The 23,940-nt window shown below is 66.8% G+C and carries 28 protein-coding genes and 1 pseudogene; 16 read left to right on the top strand and 13 right to left on the bottom strand.

What is annotated here, in order from left to right; genetic code table 11:
* Window positions 1-33 precede the first annotated feature (33 nt).
* The gene (locus tag CF165_RS44845) at window positions 34-1,455 is read left to right on the top strand and encodes a hypothetical protein (protein ID WP_093953696.1); all 1,422 of its coding nucleotides are present in this window, start codon (window positions 34-36) and stop codon (window positions 1,453-1,455) included.
* A 37-nt stretch (window positions 1,456-1,492) separates the two neighbouring features.
* Here the strand turns inward: CF165_RS44845 and CF165_RS44840 are convergent, their stop codons facing one another.
* Window positions 1,493-1,699: a hypothetical protein gene (locus tag CF165_RS44840; protein WP_093953694.1), complete on the bottom strand. Its 207-nt coding sequence runs from the start codon at window positions 1,697-1,699 to the stop codon at window positions 1,493-1,495.
* 340 nt (window positions 1,700-2,039) lie between these two features.
* On the opposite strand from CF165_RS44840, the gene CF165_RS44835 reads away from it, so the two are divergent.
* The 4 genes from CF165_RS44835 (at window position 2,040) to CF165_RS53580 (ending at window position 6,613) form a co-directional block, all read left to right on the top strand.
* A complete protein-coding gene (locus CF165_RS44835) occupies window positions 2,040-4,778 on the top strand; it encodes an ATP-binding protein (RefSeq protein ID WP_240522097.1) in 2,739 nt (912 codons plus the stop codon).
* Between the two features lie 381 nt (window positions 4,779-5,159).
* Entirely contained in the window at window positions 5,160-5,642 is a 483-nt protein-coding gene (locus tag CF165_RS44830; protein WP_093953691.1) for a hypothetical protein, read from the top strand.
* A gap of 600 nt (window positions 5,643-6,242) precedes the next feature.
* Window positions 6,243-6,485, top strand: a complete 243-nt coding sequence (locus CF165_RS50760) for a hypothetical protein (RefSeq protein WP_143268837.1) — start codon at window positions 6,243-6,245, stop codon at window positions 6,483-6,485.
* Window positions 6,482-6,613, top strand: a complete 132-nt coding sequence (locus CF165_RS53580) for a hypothetical protein (protein ID WP_276209771.1) — start codon at window positions 6,482-6,484, stop codon at window positions 6,611-6,613. Before CF165_RS50760 ends, CF165_RS53580 begins: the two co-directional genes overlap by 4 nt.
* Here CF165_RS53580 and CF165_RS51505 read toward each other — a convergent pair.
* The 4 genes from CF165_RS51505 to CF165_RS44805 form a co-directional block, all read right to left on the bottom strand.
* Window positions 6,594-7,520 (bottom strand): ThiF family adenylyltransferase, encoded by a 927-nt coding sequence (locus CF165_RS51505; RefSeq protein WP_093953689.1) that lies wholly within the window; start codon window positions 7,518-7,520, stop codon window positions 6,594-6,596. The genes CF165_RS53580 and CF165_RS51505 overlap by 20 nt on opposite strands.
* Before the next feature lie 189 nt (window positions 7,521-7,709).
* Window positions 7,710-8,204: a hypothetical protein gene (locus tag CF165_RS44815; protein ID WP_093953688.1), complete on the bottom strand. Its 495-nt coding sequence runs from the start codon at window positions 8,202-8,204 to the stop codon at window positions 7,710-7,712.
* Entirely contained in the window at window positions 8,197-8,634 is a 438-nt protein-coding gene (locus CF165_RS44810; RefSeq protein ID WP_093953687.1) for a Mov34/MPN/PAD-1 family protein, read from the bottom strand. The genes CF165_RS44815 and CF165_RS44810 overlap by 8 nt, the downstream gene beginning before the upstream one ends.
* Window positions 8,628-8,924: a hypothetical protein gene (locus CF165_RS44805; RefSeq protein WP_093953685.1), complete on the bottom strand. Its 297-nt coding sequence runs from the start codon at window positions 8,922-8,924 to the stop codon at window positions 8,628-8,630. Before CF165_RS44805 ends, CF165_RS44810 begins: the two co-directional genes overlap by 7 nt.
* A gap of 231 nt (window positions 8,925-9,155) precedes the next feature.
* Between CF165_RS44805 and CF165_RS44800 the strand changes: the two genes are divergently transcribed.
* Together CF165_RS44800 and CF165_RS44795 are read left to right on the top strand one after the other, a co-directional pair.
* Window positions 9,156-9,461 carry a hypothetical protein gene (locus tag CF165_RS44800; RefSeq protein ID WP_093953684.1) on the top strand — a complete coding sequence of 102 codons (306 nt, stop codon included), beginning with the start codon at window positions 9,156-9,158 and terminating at the stop codon, window positions 9,459-9,461.
* A 44-nt stretch (window positions 9,462-9,505) separates the two neighbouring features.
* Window positions 9,506-10,561: an ImmA/IrrE family metallo-endopeptidase gene (locus CF165_RS44795; RefSeq protein ID WP_205661179.1), complete on the top strand. Its 1,056-nt coding sequence runs from the start codon at window positions 9,506-9,508 to the stop codon at window positions 10,559-10,561.
* A gap of 192 nt (window positions 10,562-10,753) precedes the next feature.
* Here the strand turns inward: CF165_RS44795 and CF165_RS44790 are convergent, their stop codons facing one another.
* Window positions 10,754-10,972, bottom strand: a complete 219-nt coding sequence (locus CF165_RS44790; RefSeq protein WP_093953683.1) for a DUF397 domain-containing protein — start codon at window positions 10,970-10,972, stop codon at window positions 10,754-10,756.
* Complete coding sequence (locus tag CF165_RS44785) at window positions 10,969-11,856, bottom strand: helix-turn-helix domain-containing protein (RefSeq protein ID WP_158226925.1); 888 nt, start codon at window positions 11,854-11,856, stop codon at window positions 10,969-10,971. Before CF165_RS44785 ends, CF165_RS44790 begins: the two co-directional genes overlap by 4 nt.
* Before the next feature lie 399 nt (window positions 11,857-12,255).
* On the opposite strand from CF165_RS44785, the gene CF165_RS44780 reads away from it, so the two are divergent.
* The 6 genes from CF165_RS44780 to CF165_RS44760 all read left to right on the top strand — a co-directional run bounded on the left by CF165_RS44780 (window position 12,256) and on the right by CF165_RS44760 (window position 15,296).
* Window positions 12,256-12,636 (top strand): transcriptional regulator, encoded by a 381-nt coding sequence (locus tag CF165_RS44780; protein WP_093953681.1) that lies wholly within the window; start codon window positions 12,256-12,258, stop codon window positions 12,634-12,636.
* Between the two features lie 137 nt (window positions 12,637-12,773).
* Window positions 12,774-13,046 (top strand): hypothetical protein, encoded by a 273-nt coding sequence (locus CF165_RS44775; protein WP_205661178.1) that lies wholly within the window; start codon window positions 12,774-12,776, stop codon window positions 13,044-13,046.
* The gene (locus tag CF165_RS44770; protein WP_093953680.1) at window positions 13,046-13,300 is read left to right on the top strand and encodes a hypothetical protein; all 255 of its coding nucleotides are present in this window, start codon (window positions 13,046-13,048) and stop codon (window positions 13,298-13,300) included. Before CF165_RS44775 ends, CF165_RS44770 begins: the two co-directional genes overlap by 1 nt.
* A gap of 139 nt (window positions 13,301-13,439) precedes the next feature.
* The gene (locus tag CF165_RS50750; protein ID WP_143268836.1) at window positions 13,440-13,859 is read left to right on the top strand and encodes a hypothetical protein; all 420 of its coding nucleotides are present in this window, start codon (window positions 13,440-13,442) and stop codon (window positions 13,857-13,859) included.
* Window positions 13,860-13,975: 116 nt separating this feature from the next.
* Entirely contained in the window at window positions 13,976-14,494 is a 519-nt protein-coding gene (locus CF165_RS44765) for a hypothetical protein (RefSeq protein ID WP_240522096.1), read from the top strand.
* Window positions 14,495-14,819: 325 nt separating this feature from the next.
* Entirely contained in the window at window positions 14,820-15,296 is a 477-nt protein-coding gene (locus CF165_RS44760; protein ID WP_093953679.1) for a helix-turn-helix domain-containing protein, read from the top strand.
* A 196-nt stretch (window positions 15,297-15,492) separates the two neighbouring features.
* Here the strand turns inward: CF165_RS44760 and CF165_RS44755 are convergent, their stop codons facing one another.
* Both CF165_RS44755 and CF165_RS44750 read right to left on the bottom strand, forming a co-directional pair.
* A complete protein-coding gene (locus CF165_RS44755; RefSeq protein WP_093953678.1) occupies window positions 15,493-16,008 on the bottom strand; it encodes an NUDIX domain-containing protein in 516 nt (171 codons plus the stop codon).
* Window positions 16,009-16,058: 50 nt separating this feature from the next.
* Window positions 16,059-16,658, bottom strand: a complete 600-nt coding sequence (locus CF165_RS44750) for an acyltransferase (RefSeq protein WP_093953677.1) — start codon at window positions 16,656-16,658, stop codon at window positions 16,059-16,061.
* Between the two features lie 97 nt (window positions 16,659-16,755).
* Between CF165_RS44750 and CF165_RS44745 the strand changes: the two genes are divergently transcribed.
* Complete coding sequence (locus CF165_RS44745) at window positions 16,756-17,049, top strand: GNAT family N-acetyltransferase (RefSeq protein WP_276209772.1); 294 nt, start codon at window positions 16,756-16,758, stop codon at window positions 17,047-17,049.
* Between the two features lie 34 nt (window positions 17,050-17,083).
* Here CF165_RS44745 and CF165_RS44740 read toward each other — a convergent pair whose 3' ends face one another.
* From CF165_RS44740 to CF165_RS51500, 4 genes and pseudogenes are all read right to left on the bottom strand, one after another.
* Window positions 17,084-17,671, bottom strand: coding sequence for a hypothetical protein (locus CF165_RS44740; protein ID WP_143268835.1), 588 nt, complete (start codon window positions 17,669-17,671; stop codon window positions 17,084-17,086).
* Window positions 17,668-18,240 carry a hypothetical protein gene (locus CF165_RS50745; RefSeq protein WP_143268833.1) on the bottom strand — a complete coding sequence of 191 codons (573 nt, stop codon included), beginning with the start codon at window positions 18,238-18,240 and terminating at the stop codon, window positions 17,668-17,670. Before CF165_RS50745 ends, CF165_RS44740 begins: the two co-directional genes overlap by 4 nt.
* Before the next feature lie 338 nt (window positions 18,241-18,578).
* Window positions 18,579-18,722 (bottom strand): annotated as a pseudogene (locus tag CF165_RS44735) (response regulator); the annotation flags it as partial.
* Window positions 18,723-18,760: 38 nt separating this feature from the next.
* Entirely contained in the window at window positions 18,761-18,925 is a 165-nt protein-coding gene (locus CF165_RS51500; RefSeq protein WP_158226924.1) for a hypothetical protein, read from the bottom strand.
* A 518-nt stretch (window positions 18,926-19,443) separates the two neighbouring features.
* Between CF165_RS51500 and CF165_RS44730 the strand changes: the two genes are divergently transcribed.
* Together CF165_RS44730 and CF165_RS44725 are read left to right on the top strand one after the other, a co-directional pair.
* Window positions 19,444-20,589, top strand: a complete 1,146-nt coding sequence (locus CF165_RS44730; RefSeq protein WP_143268832.1) for a restriction endonuclease-related protein — start codon at window positions 19,444-19,446, stop codon at window positions 20,587-20,589.
* Entirely contained in the window at window positions 20,586-23,939 is a 3,354-nt protein-coding gene (locus tag CF165_RS44725) for a pPIWI_RE_Z domain-containing protein (protein WP_093953674.1), read from the top strand. Before CF165_RS44730 ends, CF165_RS44725 begins: the two co-directional genes overlap by 4 nt.
* Window position 23,940 lies beyond the last annotated feature (1 nt).

Genomic DNA, 23,940 nt, shown 5'->3' with positions numbered 1-23,940 from the left:
GCGAGAACCCTGTCGAGCTCGCTACGGTCGTGGGTGACGTTGCTGGGGTTCTTGGAAGACGACGAATATCTGCCGGAGTACGGGACTTTGGTGGTCCGCGACCGTTACGACGCGGACGGGTTGGAGCCGCTGGAGAACGAGCTGCTGGGCGAGCTGGCGACCGATGGTCTGTCCGGGACGGTCGCGACGGCGGGGGACGGGTGGGTGCACGGTCATGCCGGCGACCCGTTCCAGTCGGTGCGGCTCGAGGCTCACGACGCGCAGCCGTCGGTTGTCGTCGACGACTGGGAGGACGTGGTCGGGTCGCCGTTCCACAGCCGCAGTGGCCGGCTCGCTCTCGGGCTGCTCACCGGCGGCGAGTACGACGGGACGCTGGAGCTGGGCCGGCGTGGGTTGTTCTGCGTGCGGGTCGCTCGCAGCGCGGCCGCGGCGGGGGAGGAGGGCGACGTCTGGCTGGTGCAGTTCTGGCCGTCCGACGACCCCGGCTTGCCCCGCTGGGTCCGGCGGACCCGGCAGGCGCTCTTCGGGGCCGATCCGGGGTGGCGGCAGGTGCTCGGATATCCCGTGATGTCGGCCGCGTGGGCCGCCGCCGGGTACGGCCCGCCCCGGCCGGAGTCCTGGCTCGACGAGCCTTTGCGCGGTGATCCGCCGGACGCGGCGATCTGCGCGCAACTCGGTGTCGAGGTCCCGGTGTCCCACCGGGACGCGGTTGCGTTGCTGGTCGCCGCCGGCGTGCTCGTCGCGGACGGCGATGGGTACCGGCTCGCCGAACACCCGCCGCTCGCGGCGGACCGCGTCGCGCTGCCGGAAGGTCTTGTCGCGCAGGTGGAGCGGGCGGCGGCCAGTGCCCGGTACACGTGGGCCGCGGCGGACCTCACCAGTGTCGCCGCGTGGGGTAACCCCGCGCCGGTCGGCGGCCTCGCCGAGCGGCTGCTCGTCGCGCCGGGCGAGGTTCCCGGCTTGCTCGCCTACGCCGTGTCGGACCGCCCCGTGCAGCAGATCGGCGAGGGCATCGTGGCGCTACCGCGGCGGCAGCCGGAGCCGGTGTCGCTGCCGGTGTCGGTGGTGGTGCCGTCGCGGTCGGAGAATCCGGCCACGGTTCCGGGAGCGCCGCCGCGGGCCGGGGTCATCGGTGGCAACGGTGAGGTCATCGTGTGGCGGGCGGGCGAGCCGGTCGTGCTCGGCCGTGTCCCGGACCAGTACCGCTGCCGTGCGCACGAGACGCCGGTGGGGATCGCCGTGGCGACGTCGGGTGGCCCGGGGATGCTGGTGGGGTGGGACGGCACCATCGAGCGGTTGCCGGTTGACCTCGGGTCCCACCCGGTGCGCGCAGTGCCGACGGGCGGTTCCTGGCCGGGGTCGAGCACCACGTCGGGCGCCGGTCGTGGGACCGGCCGCATCTGCTGGACGTCACCACTGGCGAGGTCGCGTCGCTGCCCCGGACCGACGAGCTGACGCGCGGCGCGCTGGCCGTCATCGACGGCGCGCTGTACTACGCCGACGGGTCCCACGTCGGCAGCCGGACGTCCGCTGGCGCCCGGGCGCCGACCCCGAACCGCTGCCGCCCGGTCTCTGGCAGGTCGATCTTCACCGTCGTGATGGTTCCGAGCGCCTTCTCGACCTGCGCGCGACCGGCGGGGGAGGACATCACCGCCTTCAGCGCGGCCTGCTGCGGCGTGAGGTGGCCGTCGACCTCCACGACCCCGGGCGCGGCGACGGCGGAGGTGGCCGGCGACGGCGCAGCGACCGGCGTCGTCGGAGCGGTGTTCGCGCTGACTTGGCCTCGGGCGGAAGCGGCTCCTGGTAGTTGATGCGGTCCGACCGGCCGCCAGGCAGGACCTTGAGCGCGATCGGTGAGCCCGCCACCCCTGCTCCGCGGCCGGATTTGTCACATGAGCTGAGTCCGTCGTTCGATGTACGGCGACGGACCGCAACGCGCCACTGACATCATCGTGGTGGCGGATCGGTAGCCCTGTGGGACAGGACCACGGACCGTTCTCCGCAGCTGGGCGGCTGTCGCGAGCGGGCTGCTTGTGCGGTTGGATCAGGCCGAAGGACAGACGGGGCAGAAGGGCGCGGGGCAAATGGGCAGGGATGTCGGCGGGCCGGATCCCGCCCGGGTCGCCGATGTCGCCAGTTTTGTGCACGAGGTCGACCTGATGCGTCGGCTGGCGGCGCGGGGTACCGGAAAGGCCCGGGTCAGCCTGACCGATCTTGCCAGCTTGGTCGATGTGCCCCGCTCGACCGTGCACGCGTACGTCTCCGGCAAGATTCACCCGCCGTCCGACGTGTTCGACAGGATCGTGATCGCGCTGGGGGTTCCGCGCGCGGAGTGGGGCAGCTGGAATGACGCCTGGTTTCGGGTAGCCGCTCACCTTCACTCGGAGAAACAGGCGGCCGATCCGACCGGAGTTCCGCTGATTCCCCGCCAACTACCCCTGGACGTCGGCGGTTTCGTGGGGCGCGAGCAGGACCTCGCCGCACTCGACCGACTGCTGACCGGCTCACCGGAGAGCAGGGTTGCGTTGCTCACGGGAATGCCCGGAGTTGGCAAGACGACGGTAGCGATCCGCTGGGCGCACCGGGCCGCGCCGCTCTTCCCCGATGGCCAGTTGTTCGGCAACCTGCGAGGGTTCGCCGATGCCTGCCCGGCCGATCCGGCGGACGTTCTGACCGGGTTCTTGCGGGCCCTGGGAACGCGCAAACGTGACATGCCCACAGAAGTTGACCAGCTCGCGGCGTGCTTCCGATCGGCGGTCGCTGGACGGCGCGTGCTGATCGTGCTAGACGACGCCGGCAGCGCCGAGCAGGTCCGTCCGTTGCTGCCCGGCGCCCCGGACTGCGCCGTCTTGATCACCAGCCGCACCAGGCTGGTCGGGCTGATCGCCCGGGAAGGTGCCGAGTCGCGCGAACTGAGGCCGCTCGAAGCGGACGACGCCGTCGCGCTGGTCCGACGCACCGCCGGCCCGGATCGGGTCGATGCCGATCAAGCGGCGGCCGTCGAGCTGGCCGAGGTCTGCGGACGACTGCCGCTCGCGCTGCGGATCGCCGCGGCGATCGTCCGCGTCCGGCCGGCCACGCCGCTTTCCACCATTGTCGGCGAGCTTCGTTCTGCAGGCCCTCTTGTGATTCTCGACGCGGCCGTCGGCCGCGAGACCGCGGTGCAGACGGCCATCTCACTGTCGTATCGGGCGTTGAAGCCCGAAGCGCAACGGGTGTTCCGGCTCTTCGGCCTGTTCCCGGACGACGGAATCGCATTTCCGGCGCTCGCCCGCGCGGCCGAGCTGGAGCCAGAATCCTTGGTGCCGGTCATGCACACCTTGCTGGACATGCACCTCGTCATCGAACGGACGCCGGCACGGTACGGCCAGCACGCCCTCCTGCACGCATGGGCCAGGGCTCGATGCCTGGAAGACGAGGACGAAATCCAGCGGAGCCGGGCTCTGCAACGGCTGATTGCGCACTACGCCGGGACGGCCACCGAAGCGGCGCAGCTTCGGGATCCGCGGTCGTATCGGGACGAGTACGCGAGCGTCCGCCTCGACGAATCACCGTTCTCGACCGCCGAAGAAGCACTCGCCTGGCTCGACCTCGAATTCACCACATTGACGACGCTGACCCGGCAGGCCGCGGAAGCGGGCCACGACGCTCTGGCGACTCAGCTGTGCCTCACCTTGCACCATGAATTCGAACGCCGCCGCTCGGCGGAGTGGATCCCGGTCAGCGAGGCTTCGCTCGCCGCGGCGCGCGCAGCCGGAAGCGAGGCCGAGCAGGTGCTCTGCCTGCGAGTGCTCGGCAACGCGTACTGGAGCCGAACAGACCATGTGCAAGCGTTTCGCTACCTCGATGAGGCGGTGAAGCTCGCCGACGAGCTGAACGCGCCGCACCTTCTGAAGCTCGTCCTCAGCGAGCTGGGACGCACGTCGCTCTCGATTGGCCGGCTCCGCGACGCGGCCGGGCACTACCGGCAAGCCCTCGACCTCGAGCTGAGGGACGACGGTGTCGCCTCCGTCACGCACCTCGTCATGCTGGGCGACGTGCTCTGGGAACTGGGCGATCTCCGCGATGCCTACGCACTGCACACGCAGGCGATCGACACGGCGACTCGGCAGGGCTACGCCGCCGGACTGCAACTCGCCGAAAGCCACGCAGGGCGGTCGAGCCAAGCGCTCGGCGAGCTGGAACGTGCTGTCCAGCACTATCAGACCGGTCTCGACCTGTGCCGATCGACCGGCGACCACGCGGACGAGGCGAGCGTTCTCGCCAACCTGGCAGGAGCGCTACGCGACCTGGGCGAGGACGACAATGCACTGCGGGCTGCCCGCGATGCGCTGGCCAAGGCTGTCCGGCTGGGCATGCTCCGGACCCAGGCCTCCGCGCACCACGTCATCGGCACGGTCATGCTCGAAGCCGGTCAGTTCGACGCAGCCCGCGCCGAACTCGAATCGGCGCTGGCCCTGTCCACCGAAGCGACCCACCCTCGTGGATGCGGTGACGCACTGGTCGCCCTGTCCGCGATCCACCGGCACCGGAAGGCCCTCGACGACGCCTACGCCGCGGCCGCCCGCGCGCGGGCCATCAGCGAGGAGACCGGACACAGGTTGATCCTGGCCGACAGCCTGCTCGCTGCGGCGGTCGTCGACTTCGAACGCGGCGACATTGCAGCCGCACGGGACGGTGCCGGACAGGCGCGGGCCATTCACCAGCAAGCGGCGTGCCGGCTCGGTGCCGAGCGGGCAGACGCGGTCCTTGGGCTGTTGCCACCCCGGCGCCGGTAGCGAACTCCGGCGTCCAGCTTTGTCCAGGATTCGCTCCTCGACCGTGACCTCCATGGTCCAGTTGTGGCTGCCGTCGTTCCGGCGGTGAAGGGGAGCCGAGGGATCCGGCGCGCTGGTAGGGCGGTTCGGCGTTCTGAGTCCGGGGAGGACAACGAAGACGCCGAACCGCCGTTACCTCACTGGGGGCCGATGTCTGGATGGAGATGTGTCGCCGGGTGGCGGAGGCACCGATGTTCACACGGATGAGGGCTGTCGGGGTGCGTCAGTCACGGGCCGGCGAGGGGACCTTCGCTGAAACCCTTCGACCACAGTCGAATGGATTGTGGGAGCACTGCAGTCGATCGCGATTTCATCAATCTGTCTACTTCGAGGGAGAGCAACATGTCATCGACGACCAAACGGTCGTACGCCCGAACGATCTTCACCGCGATCGTGGGAACCTGCGTCGCCTTGATCGCGCTGGCCGCACCGGCGTCGGCAAGCGGCCCGTCGGGCCACCAGGTCCCCGTCGGTTTTGTCTGGCAGAACAACAGCAGCATCTACAACCAGACCTCGCCCAACGGCCGCAACGTGCTCAGCTTGGTCCAGGAGGACCCTGCCACCGTCGAGCTGGCAGTCCGGCACGACAACAGTGCCGCGCTGTCCTGGCTGAGCGGCTACCATTTCGGCGCCAGGTACGCGGTCTGGCAGCACGACGGCAATCTGGTCGTCTACATCGGCTCCAACAACACGAACCCGGCTTGGGCCTCGAATACCTCTGGCGTCTGCGGCAACCAATGCACGCTGTGGGTGCAGGATGACGGCAACGTAGTGATCTACAAGGGCAGCGCCCCGGTCTGGGCCACCGGCACGAACAACCTGTAAGTCAGCGAGACGAGTCCGGTCGGCCACGCGCCATGTGCGGCCGGCCGGACTCTCGTCGTCGTGGGGTCTGCCGACAGTGAGGGGGCAGGGTTCGAGTCCCCTTTGCTCCACATCGTGACGAGCCCCCTTCGTTCCAGCCTTCTTGGCTGGCCGGCGATCGGTGAACCGCGCCGTCACTCGTCTGCGGCCGGATTTGCCGTGTGAGCCCAAGTCTTTGTCGTTCAATGTTGATGAACGGACCGGCAACGCACCAGCCGGAGACCTCGTTCAGTCCTTTGGCTGATCATGGCCCAGTTGCAGCCCTTCGGATGACGCTACCCGGCCCAGAACAAGACCTCGGACAGTCCACGTTGAAGGCCGGGTCTCGTTGCAGACCTGCGGAAGACCTGGAGAAGCCCAGCATCGAACCAGTACGAGGCTTTGGCCCCATGTCGTCCACCTGGCGACCTCGGCCCATCAGGACTCATGAGGGTCTCGTTCGGGCTCATCTCGGACGCGTCGCTCGACACGACGCAGCCGCCTCCTGACCGAACAGAGGCAGCCGCGCTTGTGTCGGCCTCGTGCGGCGACGCTGTCGGTGGTGGTCGGTACCCTCCGCGCATGTCGACACCAGACCGGCCTGCCGCTTCCGAGCGGCTGCTGAAGAAGGGGATGGCTCTGCTTACCGCGCAGTTCGCGACGGAACAGGCGCTGGCGAGCCTGCGGCAGGCGGTCACGGGCGGCCGGATCACCGACATTGCACAATGGGCGGCGCTCGCGACCGAGGCTGTCATGGAGACTGCCAGGCTGGCTGAGGTCCCGGTCGAGAGCGCCGGCGCCTTCACGACGATCCGGGCTCGGTGATCAACGCCCTGGATGTGACGGTCAAAGCCGTTGAGGTTGACGACGCTGATGGCGTGGTGAGTCGTGGTGAGCTGGTCGGCGATGCCGTGGCGAACTTCGCCGCGTTCCTCAACGGGCTTGGCAGCTGAGGCAAGCCCGCTCAGGGAGCCGTACGCCGGAGGAACGCATGCTGGACCCGGGCGAACCTGAGGTGCGGATAGGGTTCCGCCCATGGGATTCGACTGGGAAAGCATCCTCGACACCAGTGGAACCGGACTCGACGATGCCTACGATGCCGCAGTGTCGGCTGTCATGTACCCAGACGAGCCGCAGGCGGAGGTCCCCGGATCGTTCCCGATCGGGGAAGCACACGACGAGACGGACGCCTCGACCTCGTGACGAGGCCTGGCTCCCAGCGATCCGCGGGATCGCGATCCCCGCCGGGACACGATGACGTACGCGGGCACGCGTCCCCCCGTCTCGAGCACACGTTGGCCTGGAGCGGTGCGCCTCGATCCGTCGGGTGTTAGGGCGGGTCCGGGCGTCCACGGCGAGCATCGTTCCCGCAAGGAGTAGCCCGGCCCACAGCGACACGAACCCGATCGTGGGGATCTCCTCGAGCGGGTTGCCATCATCGAGCGGGTGGACGCATCCGGCGCACGGGCGGCCGGGCCGGTGGTCGCTGACCACGACGAACGCGTGTGACGTCGCGCCGACGCCGACCCAGGCGGGCTGCTGTCGCTGGACGAACCAACGGGTCGGAATGTCGTCCACGCCAACAAGCACACGCGGCGCCAGGTCGCCGACGGCTGCGAGTGTGTCCTCGTTGAGCCGGAGGCGCACGCCGCCGATCCGAACCGCGTCGGTCTTGAGGTCGGTGAGCTGGTCAACCTTGGGGCGATGAAGGTCCGCAGCGCGCGCCAGCGGGTACCGGTTGGTGTTGCTGCGCCCGAGGATGTCGAAGTCGATGACTCGCAGGTCGGCGGCGAAGTCGGGTACGCGTAGCAGGGTGTACAGGGTTGCATGCGTGATCGCGCCGGCGCTGATCAGGTCCACGGGCCCGACCGGGCGGCCGTTGGGGGCCGGCAGCTGTAGTCGCAGCGGCGTGAACGGCCGCGGCTTCCAGGTGATGTCGTGCGGCAGCGGCTGGCCGAGCTGGGCCGCGAGGGTGGGGATCGCGGCGCGTATCGCCTCAGCCGCTGCCGCCGCGCCAGCGCCGATCGGACCCCATGGGCCGGCGCCGTGTCACCGGGTCGAACCGGTCCGGTCGCCAGCGAGCGCGGCGATGTCGTCCGCGCCCGTTACGTGCACGACCGGCCCGGTCGGGCGCGCTGCCGCGGTGTCTCCGATTGTGAAGGTCAGCAGCGGTGCGGCAATGCGGCACAGACAGCCGGGGAACAGGGCCTCCGTCCACGCGACAAGCGCGGACCCGAGGGGGAGGTTCGCGTCGAGCGGCGGTTGGGGAACGAGTTGCTTGACGTCGGGTACGTCGAGGTCGATCCGCAGGCCGAGCATCGCGCACTGGCAGACCAGCGTGACCAGAGCGGTCTGTCCGTTCGGGCTCGCGAGGTTGGCGCGGTCGGCCACGATGCGGACTCCGACGGTGCGGAGGGCGTCGACGAGCTCCGCGTGCCGATCGGCGCCGAGGTCGGGGAAGGCGTCGAGGCGCAACAGCAGCGCTGTCCGCTCGAGTGCCTCGTGCAGCTGCGCGCGCTGGCGGAGATGGTGGCGCTCAGACATGGGTGAACACCTTCTCGGGATTGCGCTCGGCCCAGTCGCCGTCGGCTGTCATCTCGACCAGGTGGGTGGCGTCGAAGCCGACGGGGCCGAGGGCGAAGTTCGGCACGACCAGAGACAGGAATCCGGCCGCGGGGACGAGCGCATGCGCGTCGTCGATCCAGGAGTGGCCAGCCCCGCGCGGATGCGTGTGGATCTGGACGCGGACGGTCTCCCGCCGCTGGTGCAGCGACACGAAGAACCGCATGACCCAAGCGTCGTCCACCTCATACCCGCCGCCGGCGGCGGTGTGGTCCGGGTGAACGACGCGCGTGAGCACGTCCGGCGTGGCCGTCTCGGCGCACCAGTAGGCGACGCACTCGCGCTGCCCCTTGCCGCAGCTCCGGAACTGCTCGAAGGTCGCGGTGAGGACCGCCTCAGGCAGGGTCAGCACGGTTCGGCCTCACCGACGACCACGCTCTCGGTGCCGCCCTTCACGGTGCTCGGCTTGAGGTACAGCACCTGGCCCGGCTTGATACCGAAACTGTCGATGCTGTTGGTGTACGGCTGCAGCTCGGTGCCGCCCTCGTTGTACAAGCCGAGAGTGTGCTGGTTGTTGGCCCCGAACGCGTTGCGGGCGTGCGCGAGCAGGCTCTCCATGTCGGCGTTGCCCTGATAGTCCACGGTGGCCTGCTGGCCGTTGAAGGAGATGATGACGGAGGTGTGGGTCGCGCTCGCGGCCATGCCGGACTCCTCAAGGTAGGCGGTCTCCCCGGGTGGTGGCCGCTGCGTCCGCCCGCGGGCGTTCCCGTGGACTAAGATCAATGTAGCATATGGACCATCACCTAAGGGGTGATGTCGAGTAGACGATGAGGTGAACGGCGTGTCGAGTGTCAACCGGACGGTGACCGCCGTGCCCGCGGTAGTCTGCGCTGCGCGATCACGTCATCAACCCATGGGTGATGGAGAACAGACATGGACCGGGAGTACCTGGACGAGGCCTTGAGCCGTCTCGTCAAGGACGCCGGATTCCAGCCGGAGGGTTGGACCCACATCGAGGTCAAGGAGTACCGACGCCTCGTTCAAGGCGCTCATGCCGCGAAGGTCGACACCGATCTGCGGAACATGCGCTTGCTGCGGATCGAGCCCCATGCCGATGACCCCGCCAAGGCCCGCGCGACGTTGAGCTCGGGGCGCGTGATCGGACTGACCTTCAAGAGCGCCGGCAGCCACGTCGTCGTGGTGTTGGAGCTCTTGCCTCCCGAGACGGACAACCCGTGATGAGAAGCGTTCCTACCGACCCGCCACCCATCAACCCCGAGCCGGTGGGCACATGGCTGGCTGACGAGCTCGAGGCTCGCGACTGGTCCCAGGCAGACTTCGCCGCGATCCTTGGACGACCGACCCAGTTTGTCTCCGAGATCATCAACGGCAAGAAGGAGATCACGCGTGAGTCGGCCGCACAGATCGGTGCCGCTCTGGGCCAGACCGCCGAGATGTGGCTGAACCTGCAGGACCAGTACCTGCTCGCCGAACAGGCGAAGAACGTGAGCGCGCAGGCGAAGCTCAACGATGTCCGCAAGCGGGCGCTAATCAGCAAGCACGCCCCGGTTCAGCTGCTCCGCAAGCGCGGCATCCTGCGAGCAACAGAGCTCGGCGCCCTCGAGAAGGAGGTCAAGGAACTCTTCGAGCTCGAGTCCCTTGAGGACGAGCCCAAATTCCTGGTGTCCGCCAGGCGCGCTAACAAGAATGAGGACCTCAGCGTGCTGCAACGCTCCTGGTTCGCATGCGTCCGCAGGCAGGCGCGACTGCAACCCCCTTCCAAGCCGTACAGCGCCAAGGCACTTCAGCGCCTGGCCCGCAGCCTGTCAAAAACGCTGCACGCCTCAGATGACTTCGCAAACCTGCCTGGCCGTTTTGCGGAAGCCGGCGTCCGGCTCGTGTTCGTCGACGCGTTCCCGAGCGCCAAGATCGACGGCGGAGCGATGTACGTCGACGGCTACCCCGTGATCGGGCTATCCGGCCGCGGCAAGCGCCTCGACAAGGTCCTGTTCACTCTGCTTCACGAGATCGCGCACGTCCTGCTAGCACACGTCGACTCCAACCACTACATCGTCGAGGAGATCGACGACCCGCAATCGGCCCACAGCGCACATGAAAAGCAAGCCGACGACGCCGCGGGAGACCTACTGTTCCCCGACGGGCCCCCGCGTGTTCCGGCGCGGATCAGTGGGCCGTGGGTCGACCAGGTCGCCGCCGAGCTCGGCGTCTCGCGCATCGTCGTTATCGGCCACCTCCAGCACCTGCGTCGCCTGGACTGGCGCACCACGCTGGCGAAGAACGCACCGTCGGTCGGTGACGCCTTGGAGTCATGGGAGTAGTCGCCGAGTCTCTTGGAAGCGCGAAACTCGGGTCCGGCCGATCGCATCCCATCAGGGAAGTCTCATCCCGGTTGGCTGACATGTACTGGCGAAAGTGGAGACCTCGCTGCATGACTGACCGCGTGTCGGTGGTGATCCACAACGAGAGAAGGAGGACGTCCCTGTGGACGTCCTCCTTCTCTCGTCAGACGTTTACCCGTTCGGCGTGGTGTGGCCGATCGTGCCTTCTGAGACGGCCTGAAGGAGGCCCGTCCACCCGGCCGCAGGAAGCTTGATCATTCCGCCGTCCGGGTCCTTGGAGTCCCGCATGTAGGTCGCTTCGTCCGACAGGGCGAAGGCCACCTCCACGCAGTCGTTGGTGGTCCCGCCTCCTGAATAGCTACTCTTCCGCCAGATCAGTCCCTCTGTCATTGACCTTCAAACACCCTTATCTTGCTCCGGATCAGGTCCGCTGACTCGGACGGGTCCAAGGCAGCGGGCCAGGACTCCTCTTCGTCGTTGACAGGCGAGAGGCGTCCGCTGACGTCGTCGAACATGGCCGTAAAGCAATCTACATCCGCCTTGGCCTCGACCCACGCTCCTCCGGCCGCGTACTCGAGGTAGACGCCGGAGCCCTCGTCGTCCGGATAGTCGACGATCGTGCAGGCTCCGGACATCGTCCCGTATGCGCCTGCGCCGAACGGCACGACCTGGATGGTGATGTTGTCCTGCTCGCCGAGCGTGAGCAGGTGCTTCAGCTGGTCGATCATGGTGTCCGGACCGCCGACCGCCCTGGTCAGCACGGCTTCGTCGAGCAGTGCGTGTACCGGCAGACTGACAGGTGGCGCGAGAAGCTGCTGACGGCTCAGCCGGCTCGGCACGCGTCCCTCGTTCCTGCTGAAGGTTCGCCCGGCGTCCACGACGGCGCGGGCGTACCGCTCACGCTGGAAGTATCCGGTGATCACGGTCATGCTGACGCACCTGATGCCCTTGGCCTCGCGCTCCTCATTGACGAGCCGACGGAACGCGGGCGGGGCTTCCGAGGGCAGGCGAACCGGCTTCGGTCCGTTCTTCGCCTGGTCCCACAGCTGCGACGCAATTGCAGAGTCTTCGTCGCTTGCGCCGTAGAGCCGCAGAAGTGCCTGCACATCGGGCCAGCCTGGCAACATCTGGCCGGTCTCGAACCGGCTGATCGAGCTGTCTGCCAGACGCAGCTCTTCTCCTGCCGCGCGCAGGGTGACCTGGACATTCTCTCGGTTGCGCAGCTGGTACAGGAAGTCGCCGAGGCGCTTCCGGGCTCGCGTAGGTGCCGCCATGAGGATGAGCATAGCGGGCTCACAAGTGCGCAATTGCGCAGCTTCGCCCACCTGGTTGACTTGAATCTACGCAGTTGCGCATGTCATGCTGCGTGTGTCGGCGGGGTGGCTATCCGGGACGCCGGGTGTCGTCGGCATGGCTGTTGGGACACCCGCCCGTCACCCCGTCGGCCCGACCTAGGAGAGGTGATCGGATGGTCGCGTCAGACCTCCGAGATGCTGGCGGAACCCGGCTTTGGCCCGGTGTTCCGGTGGCACGCGCGGAAGATGTCAGTGGGACGCCGTTCGGGCTGGTCAGCGGACTTGCGACGCGCACCGTCGAGGTGTGGCTCTTCGCTGCCCGGGCGGTCGCGCATCACCGTCCGGTGAACCTGCGGGCGGTTCGGCCGGTGACGAACGATGGGTGAATCGGAATCCGGGTCCACCCGTGTGGCGACGTTTGAAAGCGCCGAGGACCGCGTTCTGCCGGACCTCACTCGGCTCCACTTGCTGTGTTTGCTCGAAACGTCGCAATGGCGTCGGTTTTCCTTCCTGTGTCAGGCGGTCGGGATCAGTCAGGATCGACTGAAACGCCAGTTCTTCGTGATGCGGTCGGCGGGCTACCTCGTCACCCGCCGGAGTGCTGACCAGGCGGGGTGGGCTCTGCTGACCTCGCACGGCGAACGCCGGCGCGCCGTATACCTCGATGCGCTCACGTACCTCGCGGCCCGCGCACAGGACCAGGTTCAGGCTGCCCAGCAGGCACAGCCGGACTGGTTCGGTCAGGTGGCTCGACCATGACTCGCCTGTTGGAGCGTCACAGTCCGGGGCATGACCTCCGCTCCGCGAACGTACCGACTCAGCTCGTCGGCCCACAAGCTGCTCTCGTCGTTCAGGGGCCGCCTGCGTATGGCTACATGCGCGTACCCTGCAATATCTTGGATGACAAGGTCCGGCTTCTCGAACAGGACCTTCGAGCCTGTGCGGCGGCGAAAGGCTTCTGCTTTGTCGCCTTCTTCTACGAGTTCGCGTGCGGCTCGCAAGAAGCGTTCAATGAGCTCGTCGCCGAGCTGCGACGAGTACATGCGCACTACGTGTTCGTCCCGACACTGCGACATCTCGCTCGGAACATGTTGCTGCAGAACATGATGCTCGCACGGCTCGAACTCGACGCTGCCGCAGAAGTCTTCACACTCGGGGAGATTTCCTGATGGAGGACATCACCGAGACGATCTTGCTTCAGCTGAAACAGCTGAGCCGGGACACGCCCGAATTTTCGGTTGCGTTGCTGGAGAACCGGCTAAGTCATGACGAACAGGTCAGCTTCGCCGATCGCCTGGTCGACGCCGCCGAGACCATCCGCCAGCGTGCGCTCAACGCGTCCGGTCAAGTAGTGGAAGGTGGTGTTGTCGATGACGACGTCAGCGAAAGTAAGACTATCGGCACTTCGATCGGCGAATCCTGACGGCGCTGCGGTACCAGAGCGACCAGTGCAGGTTGACTCCTTGAGGCTGGCGGCTCTTCCGACAGCCGTGGGTTCAGCTCGGGCCTTTGTCGTGTCCACCTTGGAGCGTTGGCGAACACCGACTGCCATCGGAGACGCCGTGTTGCTCGCGGAGGAGATGGTCAGCCGTGCGGTAGCGGCCACTGGTCCCGACGAGTCAATCATCAACTGGTGGGCACTGCCGACCCTGGACCTGCTGACAATCCGCCTTGTCTGCTTGCGCAGGAGCATCGGGCTGGAAGTGTGGGACAGTGCATGTGTCACGCCAGAAGCGCTGCGGAAGACCAGCGAGGACAGCTGCTCTCTGGCCGAAGCGTTGCATGCGACGGCCGCACGCTGGGGCGAGTTCCCTGATGGTCGAGGCCGGACGGTGTGGGCGCAACTCCCGGTCTTCGAACGCACTGAGAGCGGTTTGCCGAAACGTCCGCGCAACCCGACGCCGTACCCGCGGCGTCCCGCTGTCAGTGGCCCAACCGACGAAGTTATGGAGCGCGTCCTTCACGGCATTGAAGTTGTCTAGTCACGATATGGAATCGGAAGGCATCATTTGTGGCACCGGCAGAACACGACCGCATTATCGTGCCCGACGAAACGGCGTGGGAGCCGCGACGCCCGTCCGTCCGGGTTGATCCCGGGGTGGTCGAGGCGCTGGCAGAAGTGGCTCGCGGAGCTGACCTGATGCGCACGGTCGTGCGGGAGCAGAGCGCCGTGTTGGCCGAGTTGCCGCACCAGGCGCGGATCCTGGGGCTGGCCGAGCTTGAGAAGGGATGGCGTCGCTGGGTTGAGGCTACGAACAAGGTGGTCACTGCGCGTGTGGCCGAGGCGTTCACGGCCGCTCAGAAAGACGGATGGTCGTTGAGGATGATCGCGCCGGTCGCAGGAATGAGTTTCTCCACCGTCGGGAACCGCATTCTCCGCCATCGCGACGGCGGTGCGCCCTCGGCTGCCACATCGCAGGCACCGCCGCCGTTCGAGATCGACAACTGGGTGCGGGAACTGGTCGATGCTGCACACGTGTCGGTATCGGGTGAACGTATGGCTGAAGAGCACCGCTCGGGTGTCAGCGTCTCGGCGCTCGCGGTGCGTCACGGCCTGTCCGAGCGGAAGGTCTGGGACATCCTGCAAGCCCATGGCTTCGAGGGGCGGACGCCATGAACGGGGACTACGTGCCGGAGGCAGTTGAACTGCCGCAGGCCCCGCATGGGGGACGTCGCGCACTATGCGGTTGGACGGCGGCCCGAGGGGCGGTCCCAGCGATACGGACCGCGTCGTGACGCCAATCGAGCATGAGCGCGTCCGACGGCTGGACGCCCCACTGCGTGGCTTCGCTGCTCTGGGCACCGAGAACCTGCACGCACCCAGCGTACTGTCGGAGCCGGCCTCGTTACGGCACGTGTCGCTGACGAGGGAACCCGGTTTGTCGGACAAGGCGACATCTCAGGACACAGTTCCTGGCGGTGGCGAGGTATCGACTGCTCCGGTGCTCGGGTCCGAGGCCGGCGTGGTTGATGCCGACGTCTATCAGCGAATCCTCGGTGAGGAACTCCGGATGCTGCGACGTCGGTGTGGCTGGACGCGAAAGGACCTGCAGCGGCAGTTGCCAAGTGGCATTTCCGTGCAGACCCTGGCCACGTACGAGCTGGGCTCCCGGCAATGCTCAGTGGTGCGCCTGGTCGAGCTGTGTCTTGCGATGGACGAACTCCCGCAGCACCTGATCGCGAGAGTGCATCAGCGCGTCGTCGTCGACGAACCCGGCCACATCAGGGTGAACCTGCGCTCGCTTGCGGCCCTCGTCGAGCCGCACCTTGAGCCGCTGCGCCGCTGGGCCGAGGACCGGCTCCGCCAGCCCGGCTCGGGCGAGGAGATTCGGCTGGAACTGGGCGCGCTGTATCGCATGGCCGAGCTGTGCGACCTCGACCCCGCCGAACTCGTCGTCCTCATGCGGCAACTTCGCTGATGACGATGTGCCGGTAGTGGGACAGCGTAGGCGGCGGATGGCTGTGTGACCTGCCAATTCTTGGGACTTGGCTCAGTGGTGACCCGTCTTGCTCAGCATTCGCCGACGGCGTGGGCCGGTCTGTTGGCGGCCCCTTCACGGAGCATCACAAAAGGTGGCTGCCGCACAGTACGTGACCATGCGCTTGGCAGCTCGGCTAGGAGACGTCACCTGGCCCGAGCGGATCAAACCCGTTCTCGAGGTAGGCGGTCCGGCCGGTGTCCACGACGTCGAGGCACACCGCGACGCGGCGTGCCATGTGCGGCCGGAGCATTCCTGCAGCCTCGGCGCGGGTGGCGAACTTCGAGCGCTTCAGCTCGCCATCGGCCAGCCGGAGCGACGCGATCTGGTCCTCGCCCAGGATGCCACCGTCGAACAAGTTGTTCGTCAGGGCGGGACGGCCGTCCGGCTGCGGCGGAACCCAGTCCACGACCAGCAGCCGGCCGGGCAACAGGTCGAACCCGAGCTCTTCCTTGATCTCGCGGCGCGCGCCCGCCCACGGGGACTCGCCCTCGTCCAGTCCGCCACCGGGGAGCTCCCAGGTCTCGGCGCCGTAGGTGGGCTCGACGAGCAGAACGCGGCCCTCGGCGTCGCGGAAGATCACGCCGGCGCTGGCGATCTGCTTGGGCAGCGTGGCGTAGTACTCGGCGGGCGGCAGCCATCCCTGGGTCATGAGCGGCGACGCTACTCACGCCGCCGGGACCGTCGGTGACCGGCGTCGAGCTACCGGCCGACCTGAATCTTGGTCAGCAGGTCAGCGGCCAGTTCGTAGGTCCGTTCGCACCGCGGGCACCGCAGCCGGTCGTCCAGGGTGCCCGCGCAGCGGCAGACCCAGCCGACCGCTCGCGCCGGATTGCCCAGAACCAGGGCGTGCGCAGCGACGTCGCGCAGCACGACGGCGCCGATGCCCACCAGTGCGTACGGCCCGATCTCGATACCGGGTGCGACGCGGGCACCAGCGCCGACGGTCGCGCCGCGGCGCACGATGACCGGCGCCGACGTCCAGTCGCCCGGGCCCTGGCGCTGGCCGTCAGGGCGGGTGGCTCGAGGTGTGCGGTCTTCGGTAAGTACGACCTGCGGGCTGATCATGACGTCGTCGTCGAGCTGGGCGCCGAAGACGTCGGCGTGGTTGCCGATCTTGACGTTGTCGCCGATCCGCGAGCCTGAGCCGATGTAGCAGCTCTTGCCCAGCGTGCAGCCGGTGCCGATCTCGACGCCATCGGCGACTTGCGCCTGGTGCCACACGCGGGTGCCGGCGCCGATCCGTGCTCCAGGGCCGACGTCGGCGGATGCTTCGACGAACGGCTCGGTGTCGGTGATCATGGTGTGCCTTCCGGATCGGTGGTGAGGTGGTCGATCAGGTGGCCGAGCGTCCCGGCGGTGGTCAGCACCAGGTCCGGGACGATCGACCGGGGGAACGCTGGCCGGTCGGATCGAACTCCATCTCGACCGCACCGAGGTCGGCGCAGTGACCGCTAGCCTGTGCGCGAGCTGCCGAACGGCCACCCTCGACTACGTCCACGTTGCCGCCGAGTATCGGCGCCTCGGCTTCGGCCGGGCACTGGTGGCGGCTGCGGTGGCTCGTGCTCCGTCCTACCGGTGGACGGCTCCGCTGCCGGACGGCCCGGTGGCGCAGTCGTTTCGTGCCCGGATCGCCATGCGTCGACCTGGTCAGCGCTGCGTCCACGCCGGCGCGGTCGATCTCACGCGGTGAGGGCAAGGGGAGCGAGCGGGAAGGCTATGCCACGTTAGAAGGTGAATTCATTTTGGAGTTGTACGTGGCGGGTCACCTCGCTGACGTCTCGCAGCACTAGGAGGGCTCCGACCAGGACGGCGAGGGCAGTGATGAGCCAGCTTATGGACAGATCGGCAGCCATGGACAGGAGACTCAGGATCACCAGGCCGAAGCCGAGATGTGAACCTGTTTCGCGGCCGATGAAGGTCAAGTGAATTCCTTCTGTGCGAAAAAGGATCGGAGCTGCGATCAGCGCGAGCGCGCCGATGAAGAGCAGCGACAGGCTGGTATCGCTGATGCTTGACCCCGGTGTGCTCTCCGAGGACACGAAAAGCTGTGTCCAGGCTGCCAACGCGACGGACCCGCCAACGAGCGAGGTATCGAGCTGCCGCTCACTCAGACCGAGGGTAGCTTGGTGGAGAGCCTCTGTCCGGTAGCCCTCGAGCTTTGACGTTGTGGTGACTCTGATACCGGTAATGACTGCTTTGACCCAGGTCATCCCGTGGCCAGGTGCCGCTATCGCGCATCGACGTAAGTAGTCTCCGATCCACACGGCGCGTCCTGCTGCCAGCACCGAGGCGAGGAGGACGAACGAGATCACGGTGCCTCCGGGCAGGGTGGTTTGTGGCACAAGCCGCTGATCGACGGGTTGCCATGCCGACACGCCTTCAGCGACAAAGGTCCCTGGTGGACGTATTCGAGGAACAACGCGGCCAGCGGCTTTGCCGCAGGGCCAACGTCCTCTTTGGTCATGGAGGCTGGAGCGTTGAGGTACTCGAGTAGTCGGACCTGCTGTGTCGCCGGCAGGTTGGAAATCGTGATCAGTTTCGAGGCGGGAGCCAGTGATTGAGGTGAACGCCCCGCTAGCTTGAAGGTGTTGTGGATGCCCTCGACAGCCGACTCCACGTCCTGCGCCCGGATGGCATCGGCGACCTCGACGTCGACTTTGATGATCGACACTAGTTCTCGCGATGGTACGCTGAGGCGATGAGGCAGTTCCCGGCCGGTGACGACTGTTCGGCTGACCTTGGCCAGCGCCCGCCGGCCGATCTTGGCGGCCTGGCGGTCGTCGCCCTCGCTCAGTTTCCGCAGCAGGCGTACGCGTGACCTCTGCAGGTTGAGCAGCGTAGTTCGTGGCGTTGTGTTCGCCCCTCGTGCAGTTTTGTTCACGGACACCTCCGATCTTGAAGTCGTCGCAGATCGGCGCGGTCGTTACGACCTCATGTCTTTCCTTCACCTGATCGTGTCCCGGGTGCGCCTTCTGCGAGGCAGGAAATCGCTACAGGCCGGATCGGAAAGTGTCAACCACAGTTTCGGCCGGCGTCCCGAGCGGTGGCTCGACCGCCGCTATCCGGGCCAGGCGCTGCCGAGGTCGACCGCGGGCCGCAGAACTAAGACGAGTAATGCGTAACTCGGTCAGTGGTCGTAGGCAGTCAGGGATCGGGTGACGGGCTGGCCCGTGGCGCGGTTGTGCCAGATGGCGGCTGTGAGGGCCAGGAGGTGTTCGCGGTGGCCTCCACACCGTCGAGGACCGGCATCCGGATGTCCATCAGCACCAGGTCGGGCTGCAGCTCGAGTGCTGCTTCGACGGCGTCGGCGCCGTTCGCGGCCTCACCGGCGACAACCAGGTCGTCCTGGCCGTCCAGGACCATCTTCAGCTCGACGCGCACCAGTTCCTGGTCGTCGCAGATCAGTACCCGGTCACGCCGGCGGCTCCACGCGAGGGTGGCGGCTCGGCGGCCAATTCGCCGTGGTACATCTCGACGTGCTGGGCCATTCCGGCGAGCCCGCGGCCCGCGCTCGGGCGCCCCTGCCTGAGACAACGACCGGCCGACCAGGCCGCCGAAACGACCATCGGCGCATCCTTGTGTCTTGGTGCGCGCCATCCCGTCAGTTCTCAGCCCTCTCTGACTGGTTCCTGGCCGAGGCCGCCAGTCCGCTCGCCCGGTCCTGCGAGACACAGGACGGCCGGATTCGCCGAGAGCACAGATCGGTCCACTTAAAATGCACCGGCGAGCGAAGCCATCTTGCCCGAGGACGTCGTCGGAAGAGCTGCCTCGGGAGGTGACAGACAGCGCGTGTTTCGAGAACCTGCCCTGCGGGGAGGGTGCTCGGCTGGCCTGGCGGGGTCATAACCTGCAACGACCACTCGTAGCGTGACTGACAGGGAGGTAGAGGTTACCTTTCGTAGTCTCCCAGGATGGCGTGTCTTTCTGGCGCACCCCTGAGGGCTCGGAAGCCGTTTGCTATGCGGAACCCATTCGACACTGAGGGTAACCGACTGGTCTGAATGGGTTGCTTTGCTGACTCGTTCGTGGTCGGCGGCCGTGAGCAGTCCCGTTTTTGTCGGTGGTGAGGTCTAGGTTGCCGCGCATGGTGCGACAGACGTCCCTGGTTGGCGGTGCAGCGAGTTCGGCAGGGCATACGCGGCCGTGGCCGACCGAGTGGGACACCGTGGTCATCAGCCTGGTGGCCAGCGGGCTGGTCGAGTTGTCGCAGCATTTGGAGCGTCGGGGCGCGTTTCCTGTGCCGTATCCGGCCGCCCTGCAGCGCGCGTTGGATCGTTTGACCGCGATGGGCGTGATTGCTGGTGCCGAAGTGCCGCGTAGCGTCATGGACTTGGCAGCCTGGGCGCATCTTCCGTTCGTGCAGTGGCCGTTCCGTCCGGCGGTGGAGGGGTTGAACGACGACGAGTCGCTCCTGATAGACGGCAAGCCCACCAAGGCATGCTTGGAATGGGCGGTGGTGAGTGGGGATGTCGAAGGTGAGATTCGCGAACGCCTCCTTATTCACGGGGTGTTGGACGTGTGCAAGGCGAACGATGATCCAGGTGCTTACGTGCGTTTTCGGCGTCTGTTGGTGGAAAAGCCCGCCATGACGGAGCGAGACCTGCTCGTGACGATGGCTCAGCCCGGATTCGCGATACTCGCTCAGCATCTGCGGGGCGCTTACCGCGCGGCACCGGCGGAAGCCTTGGCAACAGGAGAGGCGGTTGTGTGCGGAGGCTGCGGTCACCTGTGGACCTTGCAGGCTGACGGTGTCCGTCGATGCAGTGAGTGGGACTGTCCGGCGCCCACGACGATCAAGAAACGCCTGCCCGCCTCGGAGGGCGTTGTTTGGCTGAGCCGTGAGCTGCGCATGTTCGTGTCTGGTCCTGGCCGGGCGGAGCTTCGAATTGCCAAGGCGCTGGAGCGGGCGGGAGTCACCGCGCAGTTGTGGCCGGACTTCGACGCCTGTGATGTCCTGCCGGTAGAGGTGCCGTGGGCGGCAGATGTGAAGTCGTGGACGAATCCGGTTCGCCTGGCCTGGCGGTTGACCGAGCGGCCGTTCGTGCTGCCGCGTGGAGCGGAACGAGGCTTCATCGTGATCGCGAAAGAGCAGACGACGGGTCGTCCCGAGTACCTGCGGGCATTGCGCAACCACTGCACCTGGTTGAAGGGCCAGTCCCGGATTGAGGCGGTGTCGGAGAAGGCATTCATTGACCGGGTGGTCCGCGAGTTTCGGAAGGCGCAGGCGTGAGAGACAGCAACACGTGGAAGAAGGACCCCGCAAGGCTTCTGCGGCGCGAGCACGAGACGCTCGAAAGCCGCACGGCGTTGCGGCTGGTCGATATCGAGCTGGTCTTGCACCTCGTCGAGCAGGTTGCTCCAGACCAGTCGGTTCTGGACGCCTGGGCGCTGTTGGGTGGCTACCCGTTCCTGAATGCCGGCCGCGGACTCGTTGCCTCAGAACACGAGTCCATGATCGGAGTGGCACGCCACCTGGTCCTGTGGTTCAAGGACCGCGAGGATTGGCGCGCCGCGCTGGAGGAGTACGCGGAGTTGCCCGAGACGATTCGAGGCTACGAAGTCGACCTCGACTCGGGAACCACCTCGCGACGCGTTCCCACCGTGTTGACCGACCGCTTCGATTACTACGAAGACGTCCTGTCCCATCCACCACCAGACCTCACGAGCAAGGTCACAGTCGCCGAGCCAGGCCGCTACTTCAACCAGGCCGACATGGGAACCAGCGTCACGATCCCTGACTGGTTTCCGATCCACCCCGGTGGTCGCGGTCACGACATACTGGCGCGCTGTGATCGCGACGCGATCGAGCTGGAATGGTCGGAGCTGGTCACGGCGGCACATTGGGGTGATGACCGCGAGGCCGAGCTGGGTTGGCCCGAACGTTTGCGGTCGAACTGGGTCGACAGGTTGAAGCGAGTGACCCTCGAAGTCCGCCAGGGGGACAACAGCTTTTCCAGATCCGAGAAACTCACCATCGCTGGCATCATGCACATGATCGGCATGGTCGGGGCTGGCAAAAGCACCCTGGTCGAGGTGCTCCTCCTCTGGTGCCACCTCAACCACAAACGTGTCTGTGTGGTCGCCGACAACGTTACGTCGGTACTGCGTAAAACGGTGCACCTCCAAGCACTCGGCGTCCGCGCTGCCCCGGTGCTGGGACAGTCGAACCGCGTCCAACACCTGACCCGCCTGCACCGCTTGACCAACCCGCGTAACGGTCGCATCGCGCCCGCAGCGGACAGGATGTTCGACCTCGCCAGCACCTCTTGCTCATTGGACGGGTTGCGTGACCACTCGGCGACGCCCTGGGAGCTACGGCATTCTCCCTGCACGGGTCTCATACCCGAGGAAACCGACGACAAGCCGAAGGCTCACACGTGCCCGGCGTGGCACACGTGTCAACGACATGAGCCTTCGCGCGAACTGGTCGACGCAACCGTATGGGTGGCGACCACGGCTAGCCTTATCCACACCCCCATACCCAAGCAGCTCAACGAGGAGCGACTGCGCTACCTCGAGCTCGCCTGGCGCCGTAGTGACCTAATCATCGTCGACGAGGCTGACCAGGTTCAGGCGCAGTTGGACTCGGTGTTCAGCCCCGAACAGCAGCTCATCGGCGAGGACTACGACGCCTGGCTCGACGAGGTCATCGACCGTACCAAGAGGACGATCCGTCAAGCCGGGCGTGAGCCCATGCACGAGCCACTGGTGCGGCATTGGACGGTCAATCTCGACAACGCCAACATCGCGGTGGACATCATGTACTCGGCGCTGTCCCGCGACGGCGCCCGACCGCAACCCGCGTTGTCACGCCGGTGGTTGGACAAGGCGTACTTCACTGAATGGACTCTGTCCCAGCAGCTTGCCCAGTCCTGGGCCGGCTTTGGGCCGAGCAAGACCAACACCCACCGCCCGATGGACGGGTGGGAGGACGATCCGGTCTACCGCCGGTTGCGACGCGCGTTCGACGGATTGATCGACGATCCCCTCGGCGCGAAGGACACCGACGACGAACTCACCCAGCGGATGGTCACACTCACCGCGCAAATCCTTCGGGACGCCAACGAGTCCGTCCGCCTTCGCCGGGTCGGTGAATGGCTGGAATCCACAGCCAAAGAACTCGCCGAGCAAGGCTTGACTCTGACCATCGACGACCCGGAGCGACAGGCCGTCCGGCTCGAGTTCACCCTAGCGGTCGCGGTACTGGCAAAGTCGCTCGACCACGCAATGGACATGTTCCGAGCAGTGGAGATGGAACTTGGTCTGGAGGGCACCAGTTCCGCGCTGTTCCACCGCGCCCCGGCCGACTACCAGCCGGTCGTCCCAGACTCACCGATGGGCAACGTGCTGGGCTTCCAGTACCTCGACGACGATCACGATCAGCGCAGGGGACGCTCCAAGATGGGGCGGCTGCGTTTCTTCCGCTGTAGCGGCATCGGCCGCTGGGTGCTGCTGCACCTCCACGAGCTGTTCCTCACGGACTCCGACCGCGGCCCCAACGTGTTGCTGCTGTCGGGAACCAGTTGGGCAGGCACGTCGGCTCGCTACCACATCGACATCCCGGTCACAGCGATCCTGACACCACCGAAGAAAGAACTGGCCGCAGTACGGGCCAGCCGCTTCGAATTCTTCCCGCTCTTCGCGGGAGACAATACGGCACCTATCAAGGTCTCGGGCAAGTTCGGCGAACAACGCGAACTGGCCCTGCGGCAGATGATCGCCGAACTGGCCAACCCAGGTGCCGGCAAGAGCATCCTGGAACAACACCGCGACTCGTTGCCGCCGAGCCGACAACGACTGCTCCTGCTGGTCGGCAGCTACGCCGAAGCACGCATGGTGGCTCAACACCTGGTGTCCCTGCGCAGCAGCTGGCAAGACCAGGTGCTGCACCTGGTCGCCGACGATGAAGAGTTCACCGACTCCTGGGACGGCGCCAACGGCTTGCGCCGCGGAGACGTGCACACCCTCGCACGGACACCCGCCTGGATCCTGGTCGCTCCATTGCTTGCAGTCGAGCGTGGACACAACATCCTCAACGACGACAGCCAAGCCGCGATCGGGGCGGCCTACTTCCTCATCCGGCCCCACCCACGCCCCGACGACCTCAGCTATGTCATCCAGCGCGTCAACCGCTGGGCGACCCACCAGATCCACAGCAAGTTCCCGGTCGTCGAAGACACCGACCGTACGGCGCTGGGACGATGCGCCACAGCCTTCCGTTCCGCGGGCCACCGCCAATGGAGGTGGCTACTCAACCTCAAACTCGCCTACAGCAACCTACCGGTGCGGGAACGCGAAGCCTTGGCGTGGACCCAATTGGTCACCATCTGGCAGGTGATCGGACGGCTGGTCCGGGGCGGAGTCCCAGCCGAGGTCTACTTCTGCGACGCGGCCTTCGCACCGAACGCGGCCCGCCGCTCGGAGAACAGCAGCGACGACGCGTCGCTGAGCCTGCTCATCGGCTTGCGCGAGGTCCTGGCGCCTTACTTCGCCGACGACTGTTCCGACCCCGACACCTACCTCGTCGAAACCCTCTACGGCTGCCTGTACGAGGCGCTCGCCCAGCTCGAAGGACTGTGAC

It is taken from the genome of Amycolatopsis vastitatis (assembly GCF_002234595.1).
Taxonomy (GTDB): Bacteria; Actinomycetota; Actinomycetes; order Mycobacteriales; family Pseudonocardiaceae; genus Amycolatopsis; species Amycolatopsis vastitatis.
The sequence above is the reverse complement of the archived record's forward strand: the minus strand, read 5'-3'. Positions and strand labels throughout refer to the sequence as shown.